The organism is Streptomyces sp. NPDC006265 (genome assembly GCF_040613555.1).
GTDB lineage: Bacteria > Actinomycetota > Actinomycetes > Streptomycetales > Streptomycetaceae > Streptomyces.
Genome location: NZ_JBEXSH010000070.1, coordinates 1 through 18593 on the forward strand (window position 1 = coordinate 1; position 18593 = coordinate 18593).

At 71.1% G+C, this 18593-nt stretch carries 15 protein-coding genes; 13 read left to right on the forward strand and 2 right to left on the reverse strand.

Annotated features, from left to right (window positions below; translation table 11 throughout):
* Window positions 1-170: 170 nt before the first annotated feature.
* Window positions 171-587, reverse strand: coding sequence for a TIGR03618 family F420-dependent PPOX class oxidoreductase (locus tag ABZ281_RS09030; RefSeq protein ID WP_030846382.1), 417 nt, complete (start codon window positions 585-587; stop codon window positions 171-173).
* A gap of 104 nt (window positions 588-691) precedes the next feature.
* Between ABZ281_RS09030 and clpB the strand changes: the two genes are divergently transcribed.
* The 9 genes from clpB (at window position 692) to ABZ281_RS09075 (ending at window position 12685) form a co-directional block, all read left to right on the forward strand.
* Complete coding sequence (clpB, locus tag ABZ281_RS09035; protein ID WP_356653592.1) at window positions 692-3289, forward strand: ATP-dependent chaperone ClpB; 2598 nt, start codon at window positions 692-694, stop codon at window positions 3287-3289.
* 329 nt (window positions 3290-3618) lie between these two features.
* Window positions 3619-4020, forward strand: a complete 402-nt coding sequence (locus ABZ281_RS09040; protein ID WP_356653594.1) for a hypothetical protein — start codon at window positions 3619-3621, stop codon at window positions 4018-4020.
* Window positions 4021-4078: 58 nt separating this feature from the next.
* The gene (locus ABZ281_RS09045; protein WP_356653596.1) at window positions 4079-4771 is read left to right on the forward strand and encodes an ABC transporter ATP-binding protein; all 693 of its coding nucleotides are present in this window, start codon (window positions 4079-4081) and stop codon (window positions 4769-4771) included.
* Window positions 4768-7047 carry an ABC transporter permease gene (locus tag ABZ281_RS09050; RefSeq protein WP_356653598.1) on the forward strand — a complete coding sequence of 760 codons (2280 nt, stop codon included), beginning with the start codon at window positions 4768-4770 and terminating at the stop codon, window positions 7045-7047. The genes ABZ281_RS09045 and ABZ281_RS09050 overlap by 4 nt, the downstream gene beginning before the upstream one ends.
* Window positions 7048-7225: 178 nt before the next feature.
* Complete coding sequence (locus ABZ281_RS09055; protein ID WP_356653600.1) at window positions 7226-7753, forward strand: YbjN domain-containing protein; 528 nt, start codon at window positions 7226-7228, stop codon at window positions 7751-7753.
* 259 nt (window positions 7754-8012) lie between these two features.
* The gene (locus ABZ281_RS09060; RefSeq protein ID WP_356653602.1) at window positions 8013-8909 is read left to right on the forward strand and encodes a hypothetical protein; all 897 of its coding nucleotides are present in this window, start codon (window positions 8013-8015) and stop codon (window positions 8907-8909) included.
* A gap of 100 nt (window positions 8910-9009) precedes the next feature.
* Window positions 9010-9564, forward strand: a complete 555-nt coding sequence (locus tag ABZ281_RS09065; protein ID WP_356653604.1) for a Uma2 family endonuclease — start codon at window positions 9010-9012, stop codon at window positions 9562-9564.
* Between the two features lie 156 nt (window positions 9565-9720).
* Window positions 9721-11808 carry a hypothetical protein gene (locus ABZ281_RS09070; protein ID WP_356653606.1) on the forward strand — a complete coding sequence of 696 codons (2088 nt, stop codon included), beginning with the start codon at window positions 9721-9723 and terminating at the stop codon, window positions 11806-11808.
* Between the two features lie 121 nt (window positions 11809-11929).
* Window positions 11930-12685, forward strand: coding sequence for a UPF0158 family protein (locus tag ABZ281_RS09075; protein ID WP_356653608.1), 756 nt, complete (start codon window positions 11930-11932; stop codon window positions 12683-12685).
* A gap of 221 nt (window positions 12686-12906) precedes the next feature.
* Here ABZ281_RS09075 and ABZ281_RS09080 read toward each other — a convergent pair whose 3' ends face one another.
* Window positions 12907-14103, reverse strand: coding sequence for a pyridoxal phosphate-dependent aminotransferase (locus ABZ281_RS09080; protein WP_356653610.1), 1197 nt, complete (start codon window positions 14101-14103; stop codon window positions 12907-12909).
* A 128-nt stretch (window positions 14104-14231) separates the two neighbouring features.
* Between ABZ281_RS09080 and ABZ281_RS09085 the strand changes: the two genes are divergently transcribed.
* The 4 genes from ABZ281_RS09085 (at window position 14232) to ABZ281_RS09100 (ending at window position 18448) form a co-directional block, all read left to right on the forward strand.
* Entirely contained in the window at window positions 14232-14510 is a 279-nt protein-coding gene (locus ABZ281_RS09085; protein WP_356653612.1) for a hypothetical protein, read from the forward strand.
* 584 nt (window positions 14511-15094) lie between these two features.
* A complete protein-coding gene (locus ABZ281_RS09090; protein WP_356653614.1) occupies window positions 15095-15613 on the forward strand; it encodes a DUF2617 family protein in 519 nt (172 codons plus the stop codon).
* A gap of 205 nt (window positions 15614-15818) precedes the next feature.
* Entirely contained in the window at window positions 15819-17486 is a 1668-nt protein-coding gene (locus tag ABZ281_RS09095) for a polyamine aminopropyltransferase (RefSeq protein WP_356653616.1), read from the forward strand.
* A gap of 140 nt (window positions 17487-17626) precedes the next feature.
* Entirely contained in the window at window positions 17627-18448 is an 822-nt protein-coding gene (locus ABZ281_RS09100) for an SRPBCC domain-containing protein (protein WP_356653618.1), read from the forward strand.
* The last annotated feature ends 145 nt before the right edge of the window (window positions 18449-18593 follow it).

Below are 18593 nucleotides of genomic sequence, written 5' to 3' on the forward strand. Positions count from 1 at the left end.
TGCCTCTTTCCCCCCGTCGTAACAGATCGCTCTGTGGCTTCCCCCGGCTGGGGCGAAACGTTTATCTCAACCGGGTGTCGCCGCTGCAGTTTTCGGGGACATTTCCGGGTATCGGCTCCATCCGGTGGTGGCCGGATCCAGTCGATCACCGGTGTGGATTTTCACTTCGGTCAACCTCGGCCCATCGCCCTGGTCAGGTGGATCTCAATCACCACGCGCGCCGGATTCGGCGACGGCGTCCTGCCGTAGCGCTCCGCGTAGCGCCGCACCGCCTCGGCGACCCGGTCCGGCTCCTCGCTCACGAAGGCCCGGCCCTCCAGTGTCGCCCAGCGGCGGCCCTCCAGCTGGCAGACGGCGACGGCCGCCCCCTGCTCGCCGGCGGCCCGCACGTACCGCACCTTCGCGCTCGCCCGGTTCGTGATCACTCGAGCCAGACGGGCCTCGGGATCGTATGTCACCCCGACGGGTACCAGATGCGGAGTGCCGTCCGGGCGGGGAGTCGTCAGGGTGCACAGGTGCCGCTCCCGCCAGAAGCCGAGATACGACGGGTCGGGAGCGCCCGGGTCCACGGAGTACTTGGTCGCCATGCCCCGGAACTTAGACCCTCCGAGCCTCCCGGAACCGTCCTTGAGTGCACTAGACTCAACTTTGTGCAAGCCGTTCGGGTCAGTGCAAGGAGGAGAACGCGAACGTGGACGCCGAGCTGACCAACCGGAGCCGGGACGCGATCAACGCTGCCAGCAACCGGGCCGTGACCGAGGGGCACGCCGACCTCACCCCGGCCCATCTGCTGCTCGCCCTGCTCCAGGGACAGGACAACGAGAACATCACCGACCTGCTCGCCGCGGTCGACGCCGACCAGGCCGCCGTACGCTCCGGAGCCGAGCGCGTGCTCGCCGGGCTGCCGAGCGTGACCGGGTCGACCGTAGCGCCGCCCCAGCCCAACCGCGAGATGCTGGCCGTCGTCGCCGACGCGCAGGCCCGCGCCAAGGACCTGGGCGACGAGTACCTCTCCACCGAACACCTCCTCATCGCCCTCGCCGCGAAGGGCGGCGCGTCCGGCGAGGTGCTGTCCCAGCAGGGGGCCGACGCCAGGAAACTCCAAGCCGCCTTCCAGAAGACACGAGGTCAGCGACGCGTGACCACGGCCGACCCCGAGGGGCAGTACAAGGCGCTGGAGAAGTTCGGCACCGACTTCACCGCCGCCGCGCGCGAAGGAAAGCTCGACCCCGTCATCGGGCGGGACCAGGAGATCCGGCGCGTGGTGCAGGTGCTGTCCCGGCGGACCAAGAACAACCCCGTGCTGATCGGTGAGCCCGGCGTCGGCAAGACCGCCGTCGTCGAAGGGCTCGCCCAGCGGATCGTCAAGGGCGACGTGCCCGAGTCGCTGAAGGACAAGCGGCTCGTCGCGCTCGACCTGGGCGCGATGGTCGCGGGCGCCAAGTACCGGGGCGAATTCGAGGAGCGGCTGAAGACCGTCCTCGCCGAGATCAAGGACTCCGACGGGCAGATCATCACCTTCATCGACGAGCTGCACACCGTCGTCGGCGCCGGCGCCGGCGGCGACTCCGCCATGGACGCCGGGAACATGCTGAAGCCCATGCTGGCCCGCGGCGAGCTGCGCATGGTCGGTGCCACCACGCTCGACGAGTACCGCGAGCGGATCGAGAAGGACCCCGCCCTGGAGCGGCGCTTCCAGCAGGTGCTGGTCGCCGAGCCGACCGTCGAGGACTCCATCGCGATCCTGCGCGGGCTGAAGGGCCGCTACGAGGCCCACCACAAGGTGCAGATCGCCGACAGCGCGCTCGTCGCCGCCGCGTCGCTCTCCGACCGGTACATCACCTCCCGCTTCCTGCCCGACAAGGCCATCGACCTCGTGGACGAGGCGGCCTCCCGCCTCCGCATGGAGATCGACTCCTCCCCCGTCGAGATCGACGAACTCCAGCGCGCCGTCGACCGGTTGAAGATGGAGGAGCTGGCGATCGGCAAGGAGACCGACGCCGCCTCCCGCGAGCGCCTGGAGAAGCTGCGCCGCGACCTCGCCGACAAGGAGGAGGAGCTGCGCGGCCTCACCGCCCGCTGGGAGAAGGAGAAGCAGTCCCTCAACCGCGTCGGTGAACTGAAGGAACGCCTCGACGAGATCCGCGGCCAGGCCGAACGCGCCCAGCGCGACGGCGACTTCGACACCGCCTCCAAGCTCCTCTACGGCGAGATCCCCGCCCTGGAGAAGGAACTGGAGGCCGCCTCCGAGGCCGAGGAGGAGGTCGCGAAGGACACCATGGTCAAGGAGGAGGTCGGCTCCGACGACATCGCCGACGTCGTCGCCTCCTGGACCGGCATCCCGGCCGGGCGTCTGCTGGAGGGCGAGACGCAGAAGCTGCTGCGCATGGAGGACGAGATCGGCAAGCGGCTCATCGGCCAGACCGAGGCCGTGCGCGCGGTGTCCGACGCCGTACGCCGCAGCCGCGCCGGGATCGCCGACCCCGACCGGCCCACCGGCTCGTTCCTCTTCCTCGGCCCGACCGGTGTCGGCAAGACCGAACTGGCCAAGGCCCTCGCCGACTTCCTCTTCGACGACGAGCGGGCGATGGTCCGCATCGACATGTCGGAGTACAGCGAGAAGCACAGCGTGGCCCGGCTGGTCGGCGCCCCGCCCGGATACGTCGGCTACGAGGAGGGCGGCCAGCTCACGGAGGCCGTGCGCAGGCGGCCGTACTCCGTCGTCCTGCTGGACGAGGTGGAGAAGGCCCACCCGGAGGTCTTCGACATCCTGCTCCAGGTGCTGGACGACGGGCGCCTGACCGACGGGCAGGGCCGTACGGTCGACTTCCGCAACACCATCCTGGTGCTGACGTCGAACCTGGGCAGCCAGTACCTGGTCGACCCGGTGACCAGCGAGCAGGAGAAGAAGGAGCAGGTCCTGGAGGTGGTGCGGACCTCCTTCAAGCCGGAGTTCCTCAACCGCCTGGACGACCTGGTCGTCTTCGCCGCGCTGACCAAGCCCGAGCTGGAGCGCATCGCGAAGCTCCAGCTGGACCGCCTGGCCAAGCGGCTCGCCGAACGGCGCCTCGCCCTGGACATCACGCCCGGGGCGCTGGCCTGGCTCGCGGAGGAGGGCATGGACCCGGCGTACGGCGCCCGGCCGCTGCGGCGGCTCGTCCAGTCCGCCATCGGCGACCGGCTCGCCAAGGAGATCCTGTCCGGCGAGATCAAGGACGGCGACACGGTCCGGGTGGACCGCTTCGAGGACGGGCTGCTGGTCGGCCCGGCGACGGGCAAGACGCTGTAGGGCGTCGCACGCGGTACGTCACATCGTGAACGCCGAGAAGCGCACCAGCGCCGTCTCGGCGTTCACGTACTCCACCCTCTGACTCCACGCCCTCGATGTCGGCGACTCCGTCACGGAATCCCTGGTCACCGCCGACACGACTCACGGCCATGACCACGTCGAAGAGGTAAAGCTTCCACAAAGGGCGCCCCTCGAAAGGCCGGACAGATGGGGCTAGATCGAACCCCCTGCCGTTTCCTCTCCCTTACTCGGTGGTAGCTTTCACCGCTGCTCTGTCCTGACCAGCAGAGCCACACAACAGAACACAAACGGGAGAAGATATACGCAAGTTGGCAGTAGGCGCCCTCGCGGCTGGCCTCTTCGCCATGGGGGCGGGCACGGCATTCGCCGCCTCGTGGCACGACATTCCGACGCTCTCGACCGGCGGTGCGAAGTTCCACCACGGCCAGTACAAGTGGCACCCCGCGGGCCAGAATCACGGCGCCTTCGAGTGGAAGGGCCAGCTTCAGGACACCGACCACGGTGACGACCACAACGTGTACATGCAGGTGAAGGTCGAGGGCTACGACTGGAGCCGCTACAACGGCAAGCAGAAGAAGACCGTCCCGGTGGGGGCCTCCAACTGGGCGGGCGCGCAGCGCTACACCGACGACGCGTACATCCGTGTCTGCCGTGACAAGGGTTCGTTCAACCCGGACAACTGCTCGGCCACCAAGCACTACCAGCGGTAAGCGAAAGCACACCGCCACCCACCGGGCCCAGGTCGACCCCCTGGGCCCGGTCGCTTCTTTGGGGGAAGCCATCAGTACGTCAGAAGTCCTTTCGGCCGAGGGCGTCGACCTTCGTTACGGCAAGCAACTGGCTGTCAGTGACGCCCACCTCTCGATCTCCCGAGGGGAGGTGGCGGCCATCACCGGACAGAGCGGTTCGGGGAAGTCCTCGCTGCTGTACTGCCTTGCGGGAGTGCTGCCTCCCGCGCGCGGGCAGGTGCGGTTCGCAGGAACAACGCTCGGCGATCTCAGCGACGACGAGATCAGTACGCTGCGCCGTGAGCGCTTCGGTTTCGTCTTCCAGTACGGCGAACTGCTCCCCGAGTTGACCATCGAGGAGAACACCGCCCTGCCCTTGCGCCTGGCCGGGCAGCGCAAGCGCCCCGCGCTCGCGGCCGCCAGCGAGGTTCTCGCCCGACTGGGACTCGGCGAACTGCGGGAGCGCCGCCCGTCGCAGGTGTCGGGCGGTCAGAGCCAGCGCGTCGCCGTCGCACGGGCCCTGGTCCACCGCCCGGCCGTCGTGTTCGCAGACGAGCCGACCGGGTCCCTGGACAGTGCCAACGCATCCGCCGTACTGAAGGAGTTCCTCGGCCTGGCGCGTTCGCAGGGCACCGCCGTCATCCTGGTCACCCATGACCCCGTCGTCGCCGCGCAGGCCGACAGCCTCTACACGATGTCCGACGGAGTCCTCACGCCCCGGGGGGCGGCGTGAGGGAGTTCCTGCTCGGTCTGCGCCTGCTCTTCGGTGCCGGCCGCGGCAACCGCGTCCGCTTCTTCCTCATGGCGGCCGGCGGTTCCCTCGGGGTCTGCTGCCTCGCCCTCGTCCTCACCATCCCGCAGATCCTCGACGCCCACGACGGCCGGGCCGCCGCACGACAGCCGCAGACCACGTCAGCCCGGCCCGCGGACTCCACCCTCCTCCTCCAGCGCACCGACCCGTACGGGTCCAAGGCCTTCACCCGGGTGTTCATCGCCAAGGGGACCGGCCCCGCCGACGAAGCCCCGCCTGGGCTGAAGGAACTCCCGGGCCGTGGTGAGGTGTTCGTCTCCCCCCGGGTACAGGACCTGCTGCGTGACCAGCCCGCGGTCAAGGGGCTCCTGCCAGGTCACGAGAGGGGTCTGATCGGCGCGACAGGGCTTGCCCACCCCGACGAGCTGTTCGCCTACATCGGCACGACACGCGACAAGATTGCCGACGAGGGACGTGCCCTCAAGGGCTGGGGGTACAGCTACGCACCCTTTCCCGCCGTCGAACCCTCGACCCTGACCTACATTCGCTTCGCCCTGGGATCTCTGGTCCTGCTCCCCCTCGGCATCTTCCTCTCCGTCTGCGCCCGGCTCTCCGCCGCCAGCCGCAACCGCCGCCTCGCCTCCCTGCGTCTGCTGGGCCTGAGCACCAAGGGCACGCAGCGGGTCAACGCCGCAGAAACCGTGGTCGCGGCCCTGTTCGGCGCGATTCTCGGTCTCGGCGAATACTGGGTCCTCAATCAGGTGATGACCCGGACCGGACTGCCCAGTCTGAGGTGGTACCCGGCCGATGGCGCGCTGTCCGCGACGACCATCGCCGTCTGCCTGATCGGCTGCCCGCTCCTCGCCTGGTTCGTCGGCCGGGCCAGCGCACGCGATGCCGCCGCAAATCCACTGGCGGTACGCCGCACCGCCGCACCCAAGCACCCCACCAAGTGGGCAGGCCTGCTTCTGGTGACCGGCCTCGGCATCGTGGCCGGCTACTGCGCCACCGGCTTCACCGACCACCCCGCCGACAGCCTCGGCCTCAACGCGTTGCTGATGCCGGCAGGCATTCTCCTGACGGGCCTGGGGCTGGTGCTGACGCTGCCCCTGATCTCCTACGCCCTCGCCCGCCGGCTCGCGCGAACCACTCAGTCCCTCACCCTCAACCTGGCGATGCGCCGCAACGAGGTCGAGCCGGGCAGCACCATGCGGGTGGTCACCGGCCTCGTGCTGCTCGTCTTCTCCGCCTCCCTCGCCCAGGGCGTCCTCATCCAGCTGGAGCAGGTCACCCGGCCGTCCGCTCCTGTGCAGGACTACTCGATCTCCTTGTCCTCGCTCACCCTGCGACAGCAGCAGGAAGTGGCCGATGTACCGGGGGTACGCGCGCACGCCGTGACGATGGAGTCCTGGAGCGACCCCGATGGTTCCGCTGACCAGCCCTGGGCCAGCGCCGTCGTCGCCACCTGCGACCAGCTGACCAGGCTGGTACGGCATGTGGAGGGCTGCGTGGACGGCAAGGTGATGCGCCTCAGTGACCCGAACGCGGGCACTGGTCAGGGCGCCCGCCCCGGCGACACCCTCCCCTTCCGCATGCCGGAGGGCGGTCGTGGCAAGACCCTGGAGATCACACTCCCGCACGACCAGATCTCCTATCGCGCGTACGACCCGTCGGCGGTCCACGGAGTGGATGTGCTCATCCCGCCGTCGGCACTGCCCGCCACGGCTCGACCGGAGGGGGCGCGGTACGTCCTCACCAGCAGCTCCGACCACGATGAGGTCCGCAGGGTCCTTGACGGTATCGCCGCCGTCACCCCGACCACCGCCGTCGAACCCGTCGGTGTGAACGTCGAAGGCCTCCAGCAGATCGCCGTCCTCAAGACCCTGCTCGCCGTCGGCATGATCATGGGTCTGGTGATCGGGACCGCGGCCTTCGTCGTCTCGGCGACCGACCGGGCGGTGGAACGGCGCCCGCAGGTCACCGCCATCACGCTGGTCGGAGCACGGGCCCGGACGATGCGAGCCGTGCAATGCGTACAGGTCGTGCTCCCTCTGAGTGTCGGGCTCACACTGGCGCTCCTGGCGGGCAAGCTCGCCGAGTCCTGCTATCTGATCACCGGGGGCAGCGAGATCTACTGGGACTCCGCCGGCGTCCCGGTGCTCGCGCTCGCGGCGGCGGGCGTGGCGGCCCTGTCCGCCCTCGCCGCCCTCCCGCTCGTAGGACGGCGCATCGACCCGGAACTGATCCGCCGCGACTGATCACCCGCGCCCGACCGCACCGTGGTTCAGCTGGTCGGTCGGGCCCAGGTGAGAAGACCCCTGCGGGTTGCGGTTGACCGGATCGTGTCAGCCATGGGCTTAGCGGGGTAGTCGGGGCTTGCCACCCCCCTCCCCGCATGGGGGAGGATGGCGGAATCCGTACGAAGGGAAATTCACGGTGACCATCGACCCGTCCTCGATTCCGAACTTCGGGGGCCAGCCCGAGCCGCAGCCCGGCGGCCCGGCCGGCCCCGTCGTCCCGGATCAGGACCTCGTGAAGCAGCTCCTCGACCAGATGGAGCTCAAGTACGTCGTCGACGACGAGGGTGACCTCGCGGCGCCGTGGGAGCAGTTCCGCACCTACTTCATGTTCCGGGGTGAGGGAGACCAGCAGGTCTTCTCCGTGCGGACGTTCTACGACCGGCCTCACGAGATCGAGGCCAAGCCGCAGATCCTCGAGTCGATCGACGACTGGAACCGCCGGACCCTGTGGCCCAAGGTCTACAGCCACACGCACGACGACGGCACGGTCCGCCTGATCGGCGAGGCCCAGATGCTGATCGGCATGGGCGTCAGCCTGGAGCACTTCGTCTCCTCGACGGTCAGCTGGGTGCGCGCGGCGATCGAGTTCGACAAGTGGCTCGTCGAGCAGCTCGGTCTCGAAGAGGAGATCAACGAGGCGGAGAAGCCTGAGGACGAGGAGTAGACCTCAGCCGGCCCCGCAGCGGCGCGTCGGCGCGTACGAGAAGGTACGCGCTGTACGCGCCGTACGCCTTTTCGGGCGCCGCTGTCTCTCCTCCCTCGCCGAGGGGGCGGATCAGATCTCAAGACGCAGCTCCGCCCATACCGTCTTGCCCACCGGGCTGCCGTTACGTTCGCCGCGACAACCGCAAACAGATACGGCCCCCGGCCGGGACTGCAATCCCGAACGAGGGCCTGACCGATCAGGAAGTAGTGCCTTCCCGATGGCTGACCCGCAGTCTAACGCGCACCTGCGCGCAGACGCCGGAGCTCCGACTACCGGCGTGATCCACGTACGCACCCGCCTCACCGCCGACTTCACGGTGATCTCCAACGCCCTCGCCCAGCGGCGCGGCAGCGCGGTCACGATCGGCGTCGCGGCGTACATCGCCTCCCTGCCCGACGGCTCCCCCGTGACCATCACCGCCTTGTGCGAGCACTTCAGCGAGGGCGAGATCCTCATCTCGCGAGCGCTCAGGGAACTCGAATCGGCCGGATACCTGGAGCGCCGCCGCGAACGCACACCCACCGGGCAGGTGCGTACCCGGACGTACTTCTACGCCGTACCGCGCGGCCAAGGCCCTGAGGACCCGCCCGAGCCCCGGCCACGGGAGCGGCCCACCGTCCCGGAAACCCGACGGGAAGCAGCGTCCGCTCCCGCTCCGGAGGAGCCCGGCAGCCCGGCACCCGCACTCACCGACGCCGGCAGCCCCGCACCCGCACTCACCGACGCCGACCCCGAGGCGGTGGCCGTACTGACCGCCCTGCGCCGGGTCGACCCCCGCCTGGTCCTGTCCGCGCGGGAGGCCGCCCGCCTGGCACCGGCCGTCACCGAGTGGCTGGCGGCCGGAGTCGGACCGAGGGAGATCACCGAGCTGCTGACCGTACGGCTCCCCGACCGCTTCCGGACCCGCCCGGCAAGCGTCCTGGCCTTCCGCCTCCGGGAAACACCGCTGCCGTTGCCCTCCCCTGCACCGCTCCCGCCGAGTGTCGAGCGCCCGGCCGTACTGCCCTTCCAGACCTGCGACGGCTGCGAGCGTGCCTTCCGCGCCCCGGAGCGCGGACACTGCCGGACCTGCCGGGACCGACTCGCCGGGGAAGGTCTGCGTGCGGCGGGGTGAGCCGGTCTACAGGGGGCAAGGTCGCTCGATGTGACCAGAACGCCCCGGTGACGCGGCACCGTCCGCCGTATCCTGACCACACACGGGGAAGGAGCCGTCCATGAGCGTCGACGCGATCATGCACACCGAGTTCCCCAAGGGATACACGGTCTTGTTCGGAGCTGACGGAAAGGTGATCCTGACTCCGCGGAGCTTCGAGCACTCCAGCACGATCAAGTCGATGCAATACGACACGATCGTGTCCCTCGGACGCCACGCGAAGGTCACCTCCGACGTCTACATCGACTTCCCCGCCGACGAGAATTCCGCCCCCGATCTGGCGATCCTGCGCGAGGACGCCCGCCGCGAGGGCAAGTGCTACAGCTTCGAAGACGTCCTGTTGATCTCGGAAGTCGTCTCGACCTCCTCGGCGCGCAAGGACTACGACGACTGCACCGCGAAGTACGGCCGCTACGGCATCCCCGTCTACCTCGTCGTGGATCCCTACGCCCGCGAAGTCGTCCTGCACACTGAGCCCACCACGAGCGGCTACAGCACGGCGCACACGCGTGCGTACGGCACAGGCAAGCTCCCCATCCCCCTGGCCGACGGCCGCACCTTCACCCTCGACCTCGACGAGCTCCCGCGCCCGGAGCCCGAGGTGGACGCCCGCTGACGAAGGTCTCCCGGTGCAGCCCGGCCCGTGCCGTCGGCGCCGCTGTCGTCGGAGGTGGTCGTTCCCGGCCAGGGCGGCCGGCTGGGCTTGCCCCGATTCGGCGATAGCGTGACACGGCAAGGACAGCTGCTGACAGATGGGGCGGATTTCATGCGCATGCGGTTCGAACCCGAGGCCGAGGAGGAGTTCGAGGCGGCGCGTGGCCTGCTGATCGACCGCCTGGTTCGGTGGGCCGGGGAGCAGGGGCTGCCGGTGGACGGGTACATGGCCGAGACGGCGCTGGACTACCGGCACCTGGCGACTGCCGACGGCCGACTGGGGCTGTGGGAGTCGCGCCATGTGGAGGAGCTACTGCTCTCCTGGCTTCCCCAGCAGGTCACCGAGCTTCCCGGGGAGGAACGCGCCGACGCCCCGGGCACACTGCGCACACTACTGCGCTATCTGCACGCCGCGCAGTTGGCGGACCCGCGCGGCCCCTCACTCCAGGATGTGATTGCCGCGGTCGACAGGGTCGCGGAACAGCATCCGGCGGCGATGACGGACCGCACTCGCTGGGGGTTGGCGAAGTTCTGGGCGATGACGGCCGCGGAGCAGGGCGTGGACGTCCATGACGGGGCGGCGTTTGAGCGCTTCGCGGACCGAGCGCGGCGCGGGGAGGCCGCCCACGATCAGCAGGCTCTCGCCGCGATCATGGAACGACGGCTGACCGGCCGCGAGCTGTCCGGCGTGGCCCGGGCCGAGCCGCAACTGCCCGTGATGCTTCCCCCGGACGACGAACTGCGCCGACGGGCCGAGGGGTCGAAGACCGTGGCGCAGTTGCGCGGACTCGCCGAATGGGCGGGGCAGGGCGGCCGCCCGGTGACGGCGACGGGGCGGCTGCGGATGGCGGAGGCCCGAGAGCTGGTGGACGTACTCGGCACCGGCGACAGGGTTGAGGGGGTGCGCTCTTCGGCCGACCTGCCGCGGCTGGGACTGCTGGTGGAGTGGGCGAAGAAGGCACGGCTGGTCCGGGTGGTCAAGGGGCGGTTGTACGCGGTGGCCAAGGCCCGGGCGGTGCTGGCCGACCCGCTCCAACTGTGGCTGCGGGCCTTCGAGGCGTGCTTCGAGCTGCGGCAGGCCCTGATCGGGGCACGCAGCGGCTGGCACGTCGAGTCGATGCTCTTCGACGTCTACGAGCACATCCTGGACGACGTGCTGAACACGCTCTACAGCCTGCCGTACCCGATGCCCTGGCCGCGGCTGCGCGACACCGTACATCTGGCCTATCGGAGCTCCTTCCAGCTCGACGCCGGGTCGGACCTTCAGCACCGGATGTGGTTCGAGCACGCCGACCGGGACCTGCGCGCGGTGCTCGACCTGCTGGACGACCTGGGCGCGGTCGAGCGTGACCGTGGGATGGCCGATCCGGTGTTTCTCGACATCGACCTCTCCGATGCCGGCCCCGAGCTGCTCGCGGACATGCCGCCGGAGCTCGCGGAGCTGCTGGGCGTCGCGGGGGCGACAACGGACCAGGCGGCGCGGGAGCGTGCCGATGCCCGGCGAGAGGAGCTGACCGCCGGGCCGGTCGAACTCATCCGTCTCACCGAGCTCGCTACCCGGGCCGTACGACAGCGGTTGCTGGCGGCCGGCAGGGACGCACCGTTGGTCGGTGAACTGGTCCAGGCGTCGGCGGCCGGCCTGCTGGGGGTGCTGGCCGAGGACTACGACCCGGACGCCGCCCGCACGGAGCTGGCCGGCTGGATCACGGCCCGCGGCGAGCGGGAAGCCGCCCTGCGGCAACTGATCGACGCCGTAAGGACCATGACCTTCCGCACGCGCGCGCAGGCGATGCTCGACGTGCTGCTGGCGGCGTTGCCGGACGGTGAGGGCGAGCGGCTGCTGCGCAGGCTGCGGCGAGACACACGTCTGGCGCCGCTGGCGCTGAACGCGCTGGCGCACCGTGAGTTGCTGTCCCCGGAGGACATGACCGATGCGGAGTCTCTGCTGGTGCTCGCCGAGAGCCTGCTTCAGCTCGTGGAGTTGGCGGGCGGCGGGGACGGCGCCGAGGGGATGCTGCGCGCCCAGGGCTCCCAGGCCAGGGACGCGGTTTCCGCCGCGTTGGACTCCGCGCACCCGGACCGGGCCGGACTCGACGAGCTCAGGCAGCTGGCGGCCCGGGCACTGGGTACCCACGGCGCCCGCGTCGGCCGCGCCCGGAAGGCTAGGCGCTCCTCAGGCAGGAGCGGCCGCAAGCGGCGCCGCTGACCGGGCAACACCGCCTGCCCCCCAGGCGCCGGGTGCGCCGGCACTGGCACGGAGCCGGGCGGAGGGAAACCGATGGGTCCCGGCGTTCGTACGCCCTCGGTGGAGCGATACCGTCGGGGTCGTGGTTGAGGGATGGGGCGAGGACGGGCTGCGGGCCCTGCGCGGCGCGCTCCACGCGCAGGACGGAGTGGCGTTGCTTGCGGCGTTGCGTCGTGGGCCTGTGCGTGAGGTGCTGCAGCTGGCCGGCGATGGTGTGGCCGGGGTCGCGGCGCAGGGCCTGCCGGGAGCTGCGGAGACGGCGGCCTTGTTTCTCCGCGCGCTCCAGGAGCGCGGCTTCCGGGGCGATGAGGAGCTGGCGGACCGGTTGCGCGCGGCCACGGGAGACGCGGAGATCCCCCTCCTGCGCCCGCTCGCGGTCGATCTGGAGATGCTCGCCATGCTGCTGGAGGGCGACCCGACCGAGTCCGGTGGCCGGATCGATCTGTCCACCGGGGAGTGCCGGCCTGCGTGCACCGATGAGCTGGGGCCTGGGCCCGAGGACGAGGAGGACGGCGATCCCGACGATCCCGAGCGATGGCTGTACGCGCCGGCTCTGGGGTCCCGGGCCGGTTACCGGGACATGGAACTGTTCATCGAAGAGGTCGCAGACGCCGCCCTTGCCGACAGGCTGCGGATCGCCCTCGGTGGGCGGGGCGCCTTCCGGCGCTTCAAGGACGTCCTCGCCGGTGACGAGCGCTCCTGGAGCCGGTACCAACGGTTCCGCGATGAGCGACAGCGCGGCCGGAGCCGCGCCTGGCTGGCCGAGGAGGGCTACCGCCCGCACATCACCTTCTTCGTGGAGCTGAGCTCGGGTCCGTATCCTTCGGGGCCAGTATGACTCTTTGCTGCCCCTGTCCTGCATGATCCGGGGGCGGTGTCACCGGGCCTGGCGGCGTCGGCTGATCGCTGATGGAAGCGTGTCCGCCGACAGGCCGGCTGCGTGATACGACTGCCGATCACCGGTGTCCCGGTCGACCGGGCGGCAGTCGAGTGCGGTGCGCGGCGGCTCGGAGCAACCAGGCCGTGTGGCCGGTGCATGTGCTGGTACGTCTGCGGTTGTTAGGCGGCCAGCGTCTTGAGTCGGGAGGCCGCCTTCTCCAGCACGCCCGTCCGCTTGCAGAACGCGAATCGCACGAAGGGCGCACCCTCCTCGCGGTGGTCGTAGAAGACCGCGTTGGGGATCGCGACCACCCCGCAGCGCTCCGGCAGCGCACGGCAGAAGGTGAAACCGTCGCTCTCACCAAGGGGGCGGATGTCGGTGGTGATGAAGTAGGTGCCCGAGGGGCGGAAGACCCGGAATCCGGCCTCCGTCAGGCCCGCCGCCAGCAGGTCCCGCTTGGTCCGCATGTCGGCGCGGAAGTCCGTGAAGTACGACTCGGGCAGTGAGAGGGCCTCGGCGATCGCGTACTGGAAGGGGCCCGCCGAGACATACGTCAGGTACTGCTTCGCCGAGCGCACCGCCGTCACCAGCTCCGCAGCCGCCGTCACCCAGCCGACCTTCCAGCCGGTGAACGAGAACGTCTTGCCGCTGCTGGAGATGGTGACCGTGCGCTCGCGCATCCCCGGGAACGTCGCCAGCGGCACGTGCTCGGCGGCGTCGAAGACCAGGTGCTCGTACACCTCGTCCGTCACCACCAGCAGGTCGCGCTCCACCGCCAGCTCGGCGATCGCGGCGAGCTCCTCGCGGGTGAGGACCGTGCCGGTCGGGTTGTGCGGGGTGTTGATCAGCAGCAGCCGGGTGCGGTCGGTGACGGCGTCGCGCAGCTCGTCGAGGTCGAGGCGGAAACAGCCCTCGTCCTCGTGCGCCCGCAGGGTGACCGGCACCCGGCGCCCGCCCGCCATCGCGATGCACGCCGCGTAGGAGTCGTAGTACGGCTCGAAGGCGATCACCTCGTCGCCGGGCTCCACCAGGGCCAGCAGGGCGGCGGCGATGGCCTCCGTGGCGCCGGCGGTGACCAGGACCTCCGTGTCGGGGTCGTAGCCCAGGCCGTAGCGGCGCTGCTGGTGGGCGGTGATCGCGGTGCGCAGCTCGGGCACGCCGGGGCCGGGCGGGTACTGGTTGCCTCGGCCGTCCCGCAGGGCCCGCACGGCGGCCTCCCTGATCTCCTCGGGGCCGTCGGTGTCGGGGAAGCCCTGCCCGAGGTTGATGGCACCGGTGCTCAGAGCCAGGGCGGACATCTCGGCGAAGATCGTCGTCCCGAACTCGGCGAGCCGGCGGTTCAGGAGGGGGCGTGCACTGGAGGTCATGCCGGTCATCCTGCGCCGAAGCTCTGGAGTTCCTCAACTCTGCTTTGGGTCGCTCGGGGGCCGGGCATCACCGCCTCACGCAAGAGCGAGGCGCCCACGGGGGGCCGCTTCGGGGGAAACGAAAGGGGGGTGACGCCATGATCGTCGGCATCATCCTGGCGGTGGTCGGAGTCGTCCTGGTCGGGTCGCTGGTCTCCAAGGCCCGTAGGGGCTCTTCTGGACGGACGGCGCGCCGCGGGGCGTGGGCGTCCTCCGGTTCGAGCGGCAGCAACAACAGCTGGTGGGCCGGCGGGGGAGACTCCGGTTCCTCCGGCGGCGGACACCACGGGGGACACTCCTGCGGCGGCGGCTCGTCCTGCGGAGGCGGGTCGTCCTGTGGGGGTGGTGGCGGTGGCTGCGGCGGCGGAGGCAGCTGACTGACGTCGGCGCCCTCAGGGTCGGGGGCTTCGGCCGTTCTCGCGGCCGGGGAGGCCGTATCCGCCGAGCGCGGGGTCCGCACCTGGGGCGGGCCCCGCGTTGTCATGTCCGGGGCTTCCCGGACGGATCAACGGTCGAACGCCTGTGTGGCGACTTCGGGGGGATTCCGGCGACGTCCCCTGCCTGTATGACGACTTCCGACCGCCCCGGCGTGGCTCCGGCAACTGCGCGCGACGAACTGCCCTTTCGGGGATCGGCCGGAATTCCGTGCTCCCGTTCGTCCCCGACTCCGGTCGTGAGACACGGCGCACCGGCGCACGCCTCCCCGGCACCGGCGCACGCTGTAGTTGAACAATTGAGCTGTGGAGCCCTCTGAGGGATGGAAACCCTACGAACTTGGGTAAAAACGCTGTGGCGGCGCCACCGTTCATGATTCCCTCTAGTCACCGACGCAGCCCCACGGACGTCCTGCGGACACCTTCCTGAAACCGGCCGACCGGGCTGCCCCGGGCCGACATCCCTCGGTGTGACCGGGGCGCAGCGGACCCACCTCCCTCTCCTTGTGTGCTAGCGGAGCCGATCTATGCTCACGACCCTGAACACCTCCTACACCGACACGCGCGCGGCCGATCTCGCGTGGGCCCTGGGGCGCGAGCCGCTTCCCGCACTGGCCGCGCTCGACCTCGAACTGGCGGACACCAAAGTGCAGTTGCGACTCCTCGGCGCGTCCCACCAGGTCCTGCTGGAGGGGGAGCGGGGCACCTGTTCGGAGACGGTGGCGTGCATCGCGGGCAGCAGCACTCCGCTTCCGCTCGGCGTCGCCAAGCGGGTGGACGACTGGGACTACGAGTTCGCGGCCCGGGTCGAGGTCCTCTCGCCCGGCTCCTTCGCGGGCCGCGCCCAGGAGTTGCTGGCCCTCGTCTCCGACCATCCGCACGGCCTCGCCGGCGTCTTCCCCGGCAGCCCGTACGCCTTCACGGCCCTGCTCGCCCAGCACCACGAGGGGCAGGTGCACTGGCGGACCTGGCACGCCTACCCGCAGGACGGGCAGTTGGTGGCGACCCGCACGAAGGTGGGCGTGCGCGTACCGGCGGCGGTCTGAGCCAACTGAGCCTGTCCGGTCCGCCGTTCGGTCCACCGTCTCGCCCGCCGAGTGGCGGTCTTCGTCGTCCGGCCCCGGCCCGGCCGTCCGGCCCGTCCGAACCGTATGGGGTGAACCGAACCTCGTACCGATATCCGGCCTGTGTAAACCAGCACCACACGTGTGGGTGACGAACCGCAGTCGAGGCGTGACGTAACGTCGCAGCGTGATCGAGCCGCCCGCGCCCGCCCCGCCCCGTTCCCCGGTGCCCTGGAGCGCCCCGGGCGGCCCCGACGGCCCGGCGCGACTGCCCGTCCGGCCCGGCACCGGACGGTTCCTCGTCCTCGCCGGCGTGTTCGTCTGCGCGGCCTGCGGACTCGTGTACGAACTGGAACTCGTCGCGCTCGCCTCGTACTTGATGGGTGACTCCGTCACGCAGGCGTCCGTCGTGCTGTCCGTGATGGTCTTCGCGATGGGCATCGGCTCCCTCGCCGCGAAGCGGTTGCGCCGGCTCGCCGCCGCCGGTTTCGGCGCCGTCGAGGCCACCCTCGCGCTCGTCGGCGGATGCAGCGCGATGGCCCTGTACGCCGTGTTCGCCTGGACCGGCGACTGGGGCGGCGACTGGGGCGGGATGTGGGCCAACGGGCCGCGCTGCCTCCTGGTCGCCTTCTCCCTCGCCATCGGGCTGCTCATCGGCGCCGAAGTCCCGCTGCTGATGGAACTGATCCAGCGCATCCGCCGCCAGGACGCGGGCGGCGCGGTGGCCGACCTGTTCGCCGCCGACTACGTCGGAGCCCTCGTCGGCGGCCTCGCCTTCCCCTTCCTCCTGCTGCCGTTCCTCGGGCAGTTGACCGGCGCGCTGCTCACCGGAGCGGTCAACACGGTCGTCGGCGGGGCGCTGGTGCTCGGCCTGTTCCGGCGGGACCTCACCCGCCGGGCCCGGTGGCTGCTGCTGATCGGCAACGGACTCGTCCTCGCCGTCCTCGCCTCCGCCACCGTCCTCGTCGACGACTTCGAACGGGCCGCGCGGCAGGCGATGTACGGCCAGGACGTCCGCGTAGCGTTGCAGACCGGGGTCAAGGAGGTGGTCCTCGCCGGCGGTACGGGCGGCCGGCCCCTCGACATCTACTTCGACGGCCGGCTGCGGGTCAGCGGGCGTGACGAACTGCGTTTCCACGAGGCCCTCGTCCACCCGGCCATGACCGGGCCGCACGCGCGCGTGCTGATCCTCGGCGGCGGCGACGGCCTCGCGGTACGCGAGGTGCTGCGGCACTCCGGAGTGGACCGGGTCGACGTCGTCGAACCCGACGCGGAGGTGGTCCGGCTGGCCCGCACCGACCCGGCCCTGTCCGCGCTCAACGAGCACGCCTTCGGTGATCCGCGCGTACGGGTCACGACCGCGGACGCCTTCGGCTGGCTGCGCGGGGCGACCCCGGCGACGTACGACGTGGTCGTCTCGGACCTGCCGGACCCGGGCATCACGGCGAGTACGAAGCTGTACTCGCAGGAGTTCTACGGCCTCGCGCGGCGCGGGCTGGCCCCCGGCGGCCGGCTCGTGGTGCACGCCGGGCCGGTCGCGGCCGGCCCCCGGGTGTTCTGGACGGTCGAGGCGACCGTGGGCGCGGCCGGTCTCCGCACCGCCCCGTACGGCACGGGGAGCCGTCGCACCGGTTCCGCGGCCGGGCCCGAGCGCAGACCCGCCGACCGCTCCCGGGCGCCCCGGGACTGGGGCTTCGTGCTGGCCGCCCGCACGGACCCGCGACCGCGGCTCGACCCGGACGGTCCGCGGCCGAGCGTCCTCACCGAGGCGTCCCTGGCCGCGGGGGAACGGGCGACCCGCAGGACACGGATCGGGGGCTTGCCGGCGTCGACGCTGGTGCATCCGCGGTACTGAGGGACCGGGGGCCGCCGGGCGGGCAGGCGGTCGGGCGGTCGGGCGGTCGGGCCCGGAGGATACGCCTGGTGGGTGTGGATCGGGGGTGAATCCCCCGGGTGGGGGTGCGTTTCGGGCTGTGCTGGGTAGAGTCCGTCGACATGGAGCACGAGGTGTTCGTTCCGGTTCCGGCCGAGCGGCTCAGGGAGGTGCTGGACGACCCCGCGCGGGTCGCCCGGGCTGTTCCCGGGCTCCAGCAGGACGTCGGCGCCGAGCCCGTCGCCGGGCGGCTGAAGATCCGGGTCGGCAGTCACTCCGTGACCTACCGGGGTGCCGTACGGGTCTCCCGGCGGGACGGTGACGCGTACGCCGTCGAGGGTGCGGCGGAGGAGTCGCGCGGCAGCGGCTCGGTCGAGCTCGGCCTGCGGATCGCCCTGCGCGAGGCGGAGGACGGCTGCACCGTCGTGTACGACGGCACGGCCTCCGCGGAGGGGCGGATCAAGGACCTTCCGGCGGACGCGGTGGAGAGTGCCGTCCTCCGGCTGCTGAACCGTTTCGCGGAGCACCTCGCCACGGCGGCCACGGCCGCGGACGACGAGGCGCCGGCGCCACCGCCACCGGCCCCGTCCGGCCAGGGCGCGGGGGCGGAGGCCGAGGAGAAGGCCCCCGGCGACGCCTCTCTCACCGAGGAGCCCCCGGCCCTCGAGCGCCCCTCCGTCTTCGGCGCCGAGGTCCCGCCCTCCTCCCCCGGACCCGCGGAGGAGGACGAGGAGGACATCGCCGAGGCGGCGCACGCGCGGCGGACCATGATCGGGCGCAGCGCCGAGGAGGTCGACCACGCCCCGCCGCGCGGCCGGTACGCCCCCGTGCCCGCGCCACAGACCGTGACGCCAACGGCCCCGCTGCGCTGGGCGGCCCCCGCGGCGGCGCTCGCGGTGGCGTCGGCCATCGTGGCGGTCCGGGCCCTGCGCCGACGCCGCTGAGCCGCGCCATGTGCCGGGCGCGCACCTGCTCCGCCCGGCCCCTCCTCATCCGCGACGGACATGGCCGAAGCCCCCCGCAACCGGTGAGTCCCTCTTGATCACCGCAGTAGGGTCGACCCGTGAGTGACGAAGACATCACGCTGAC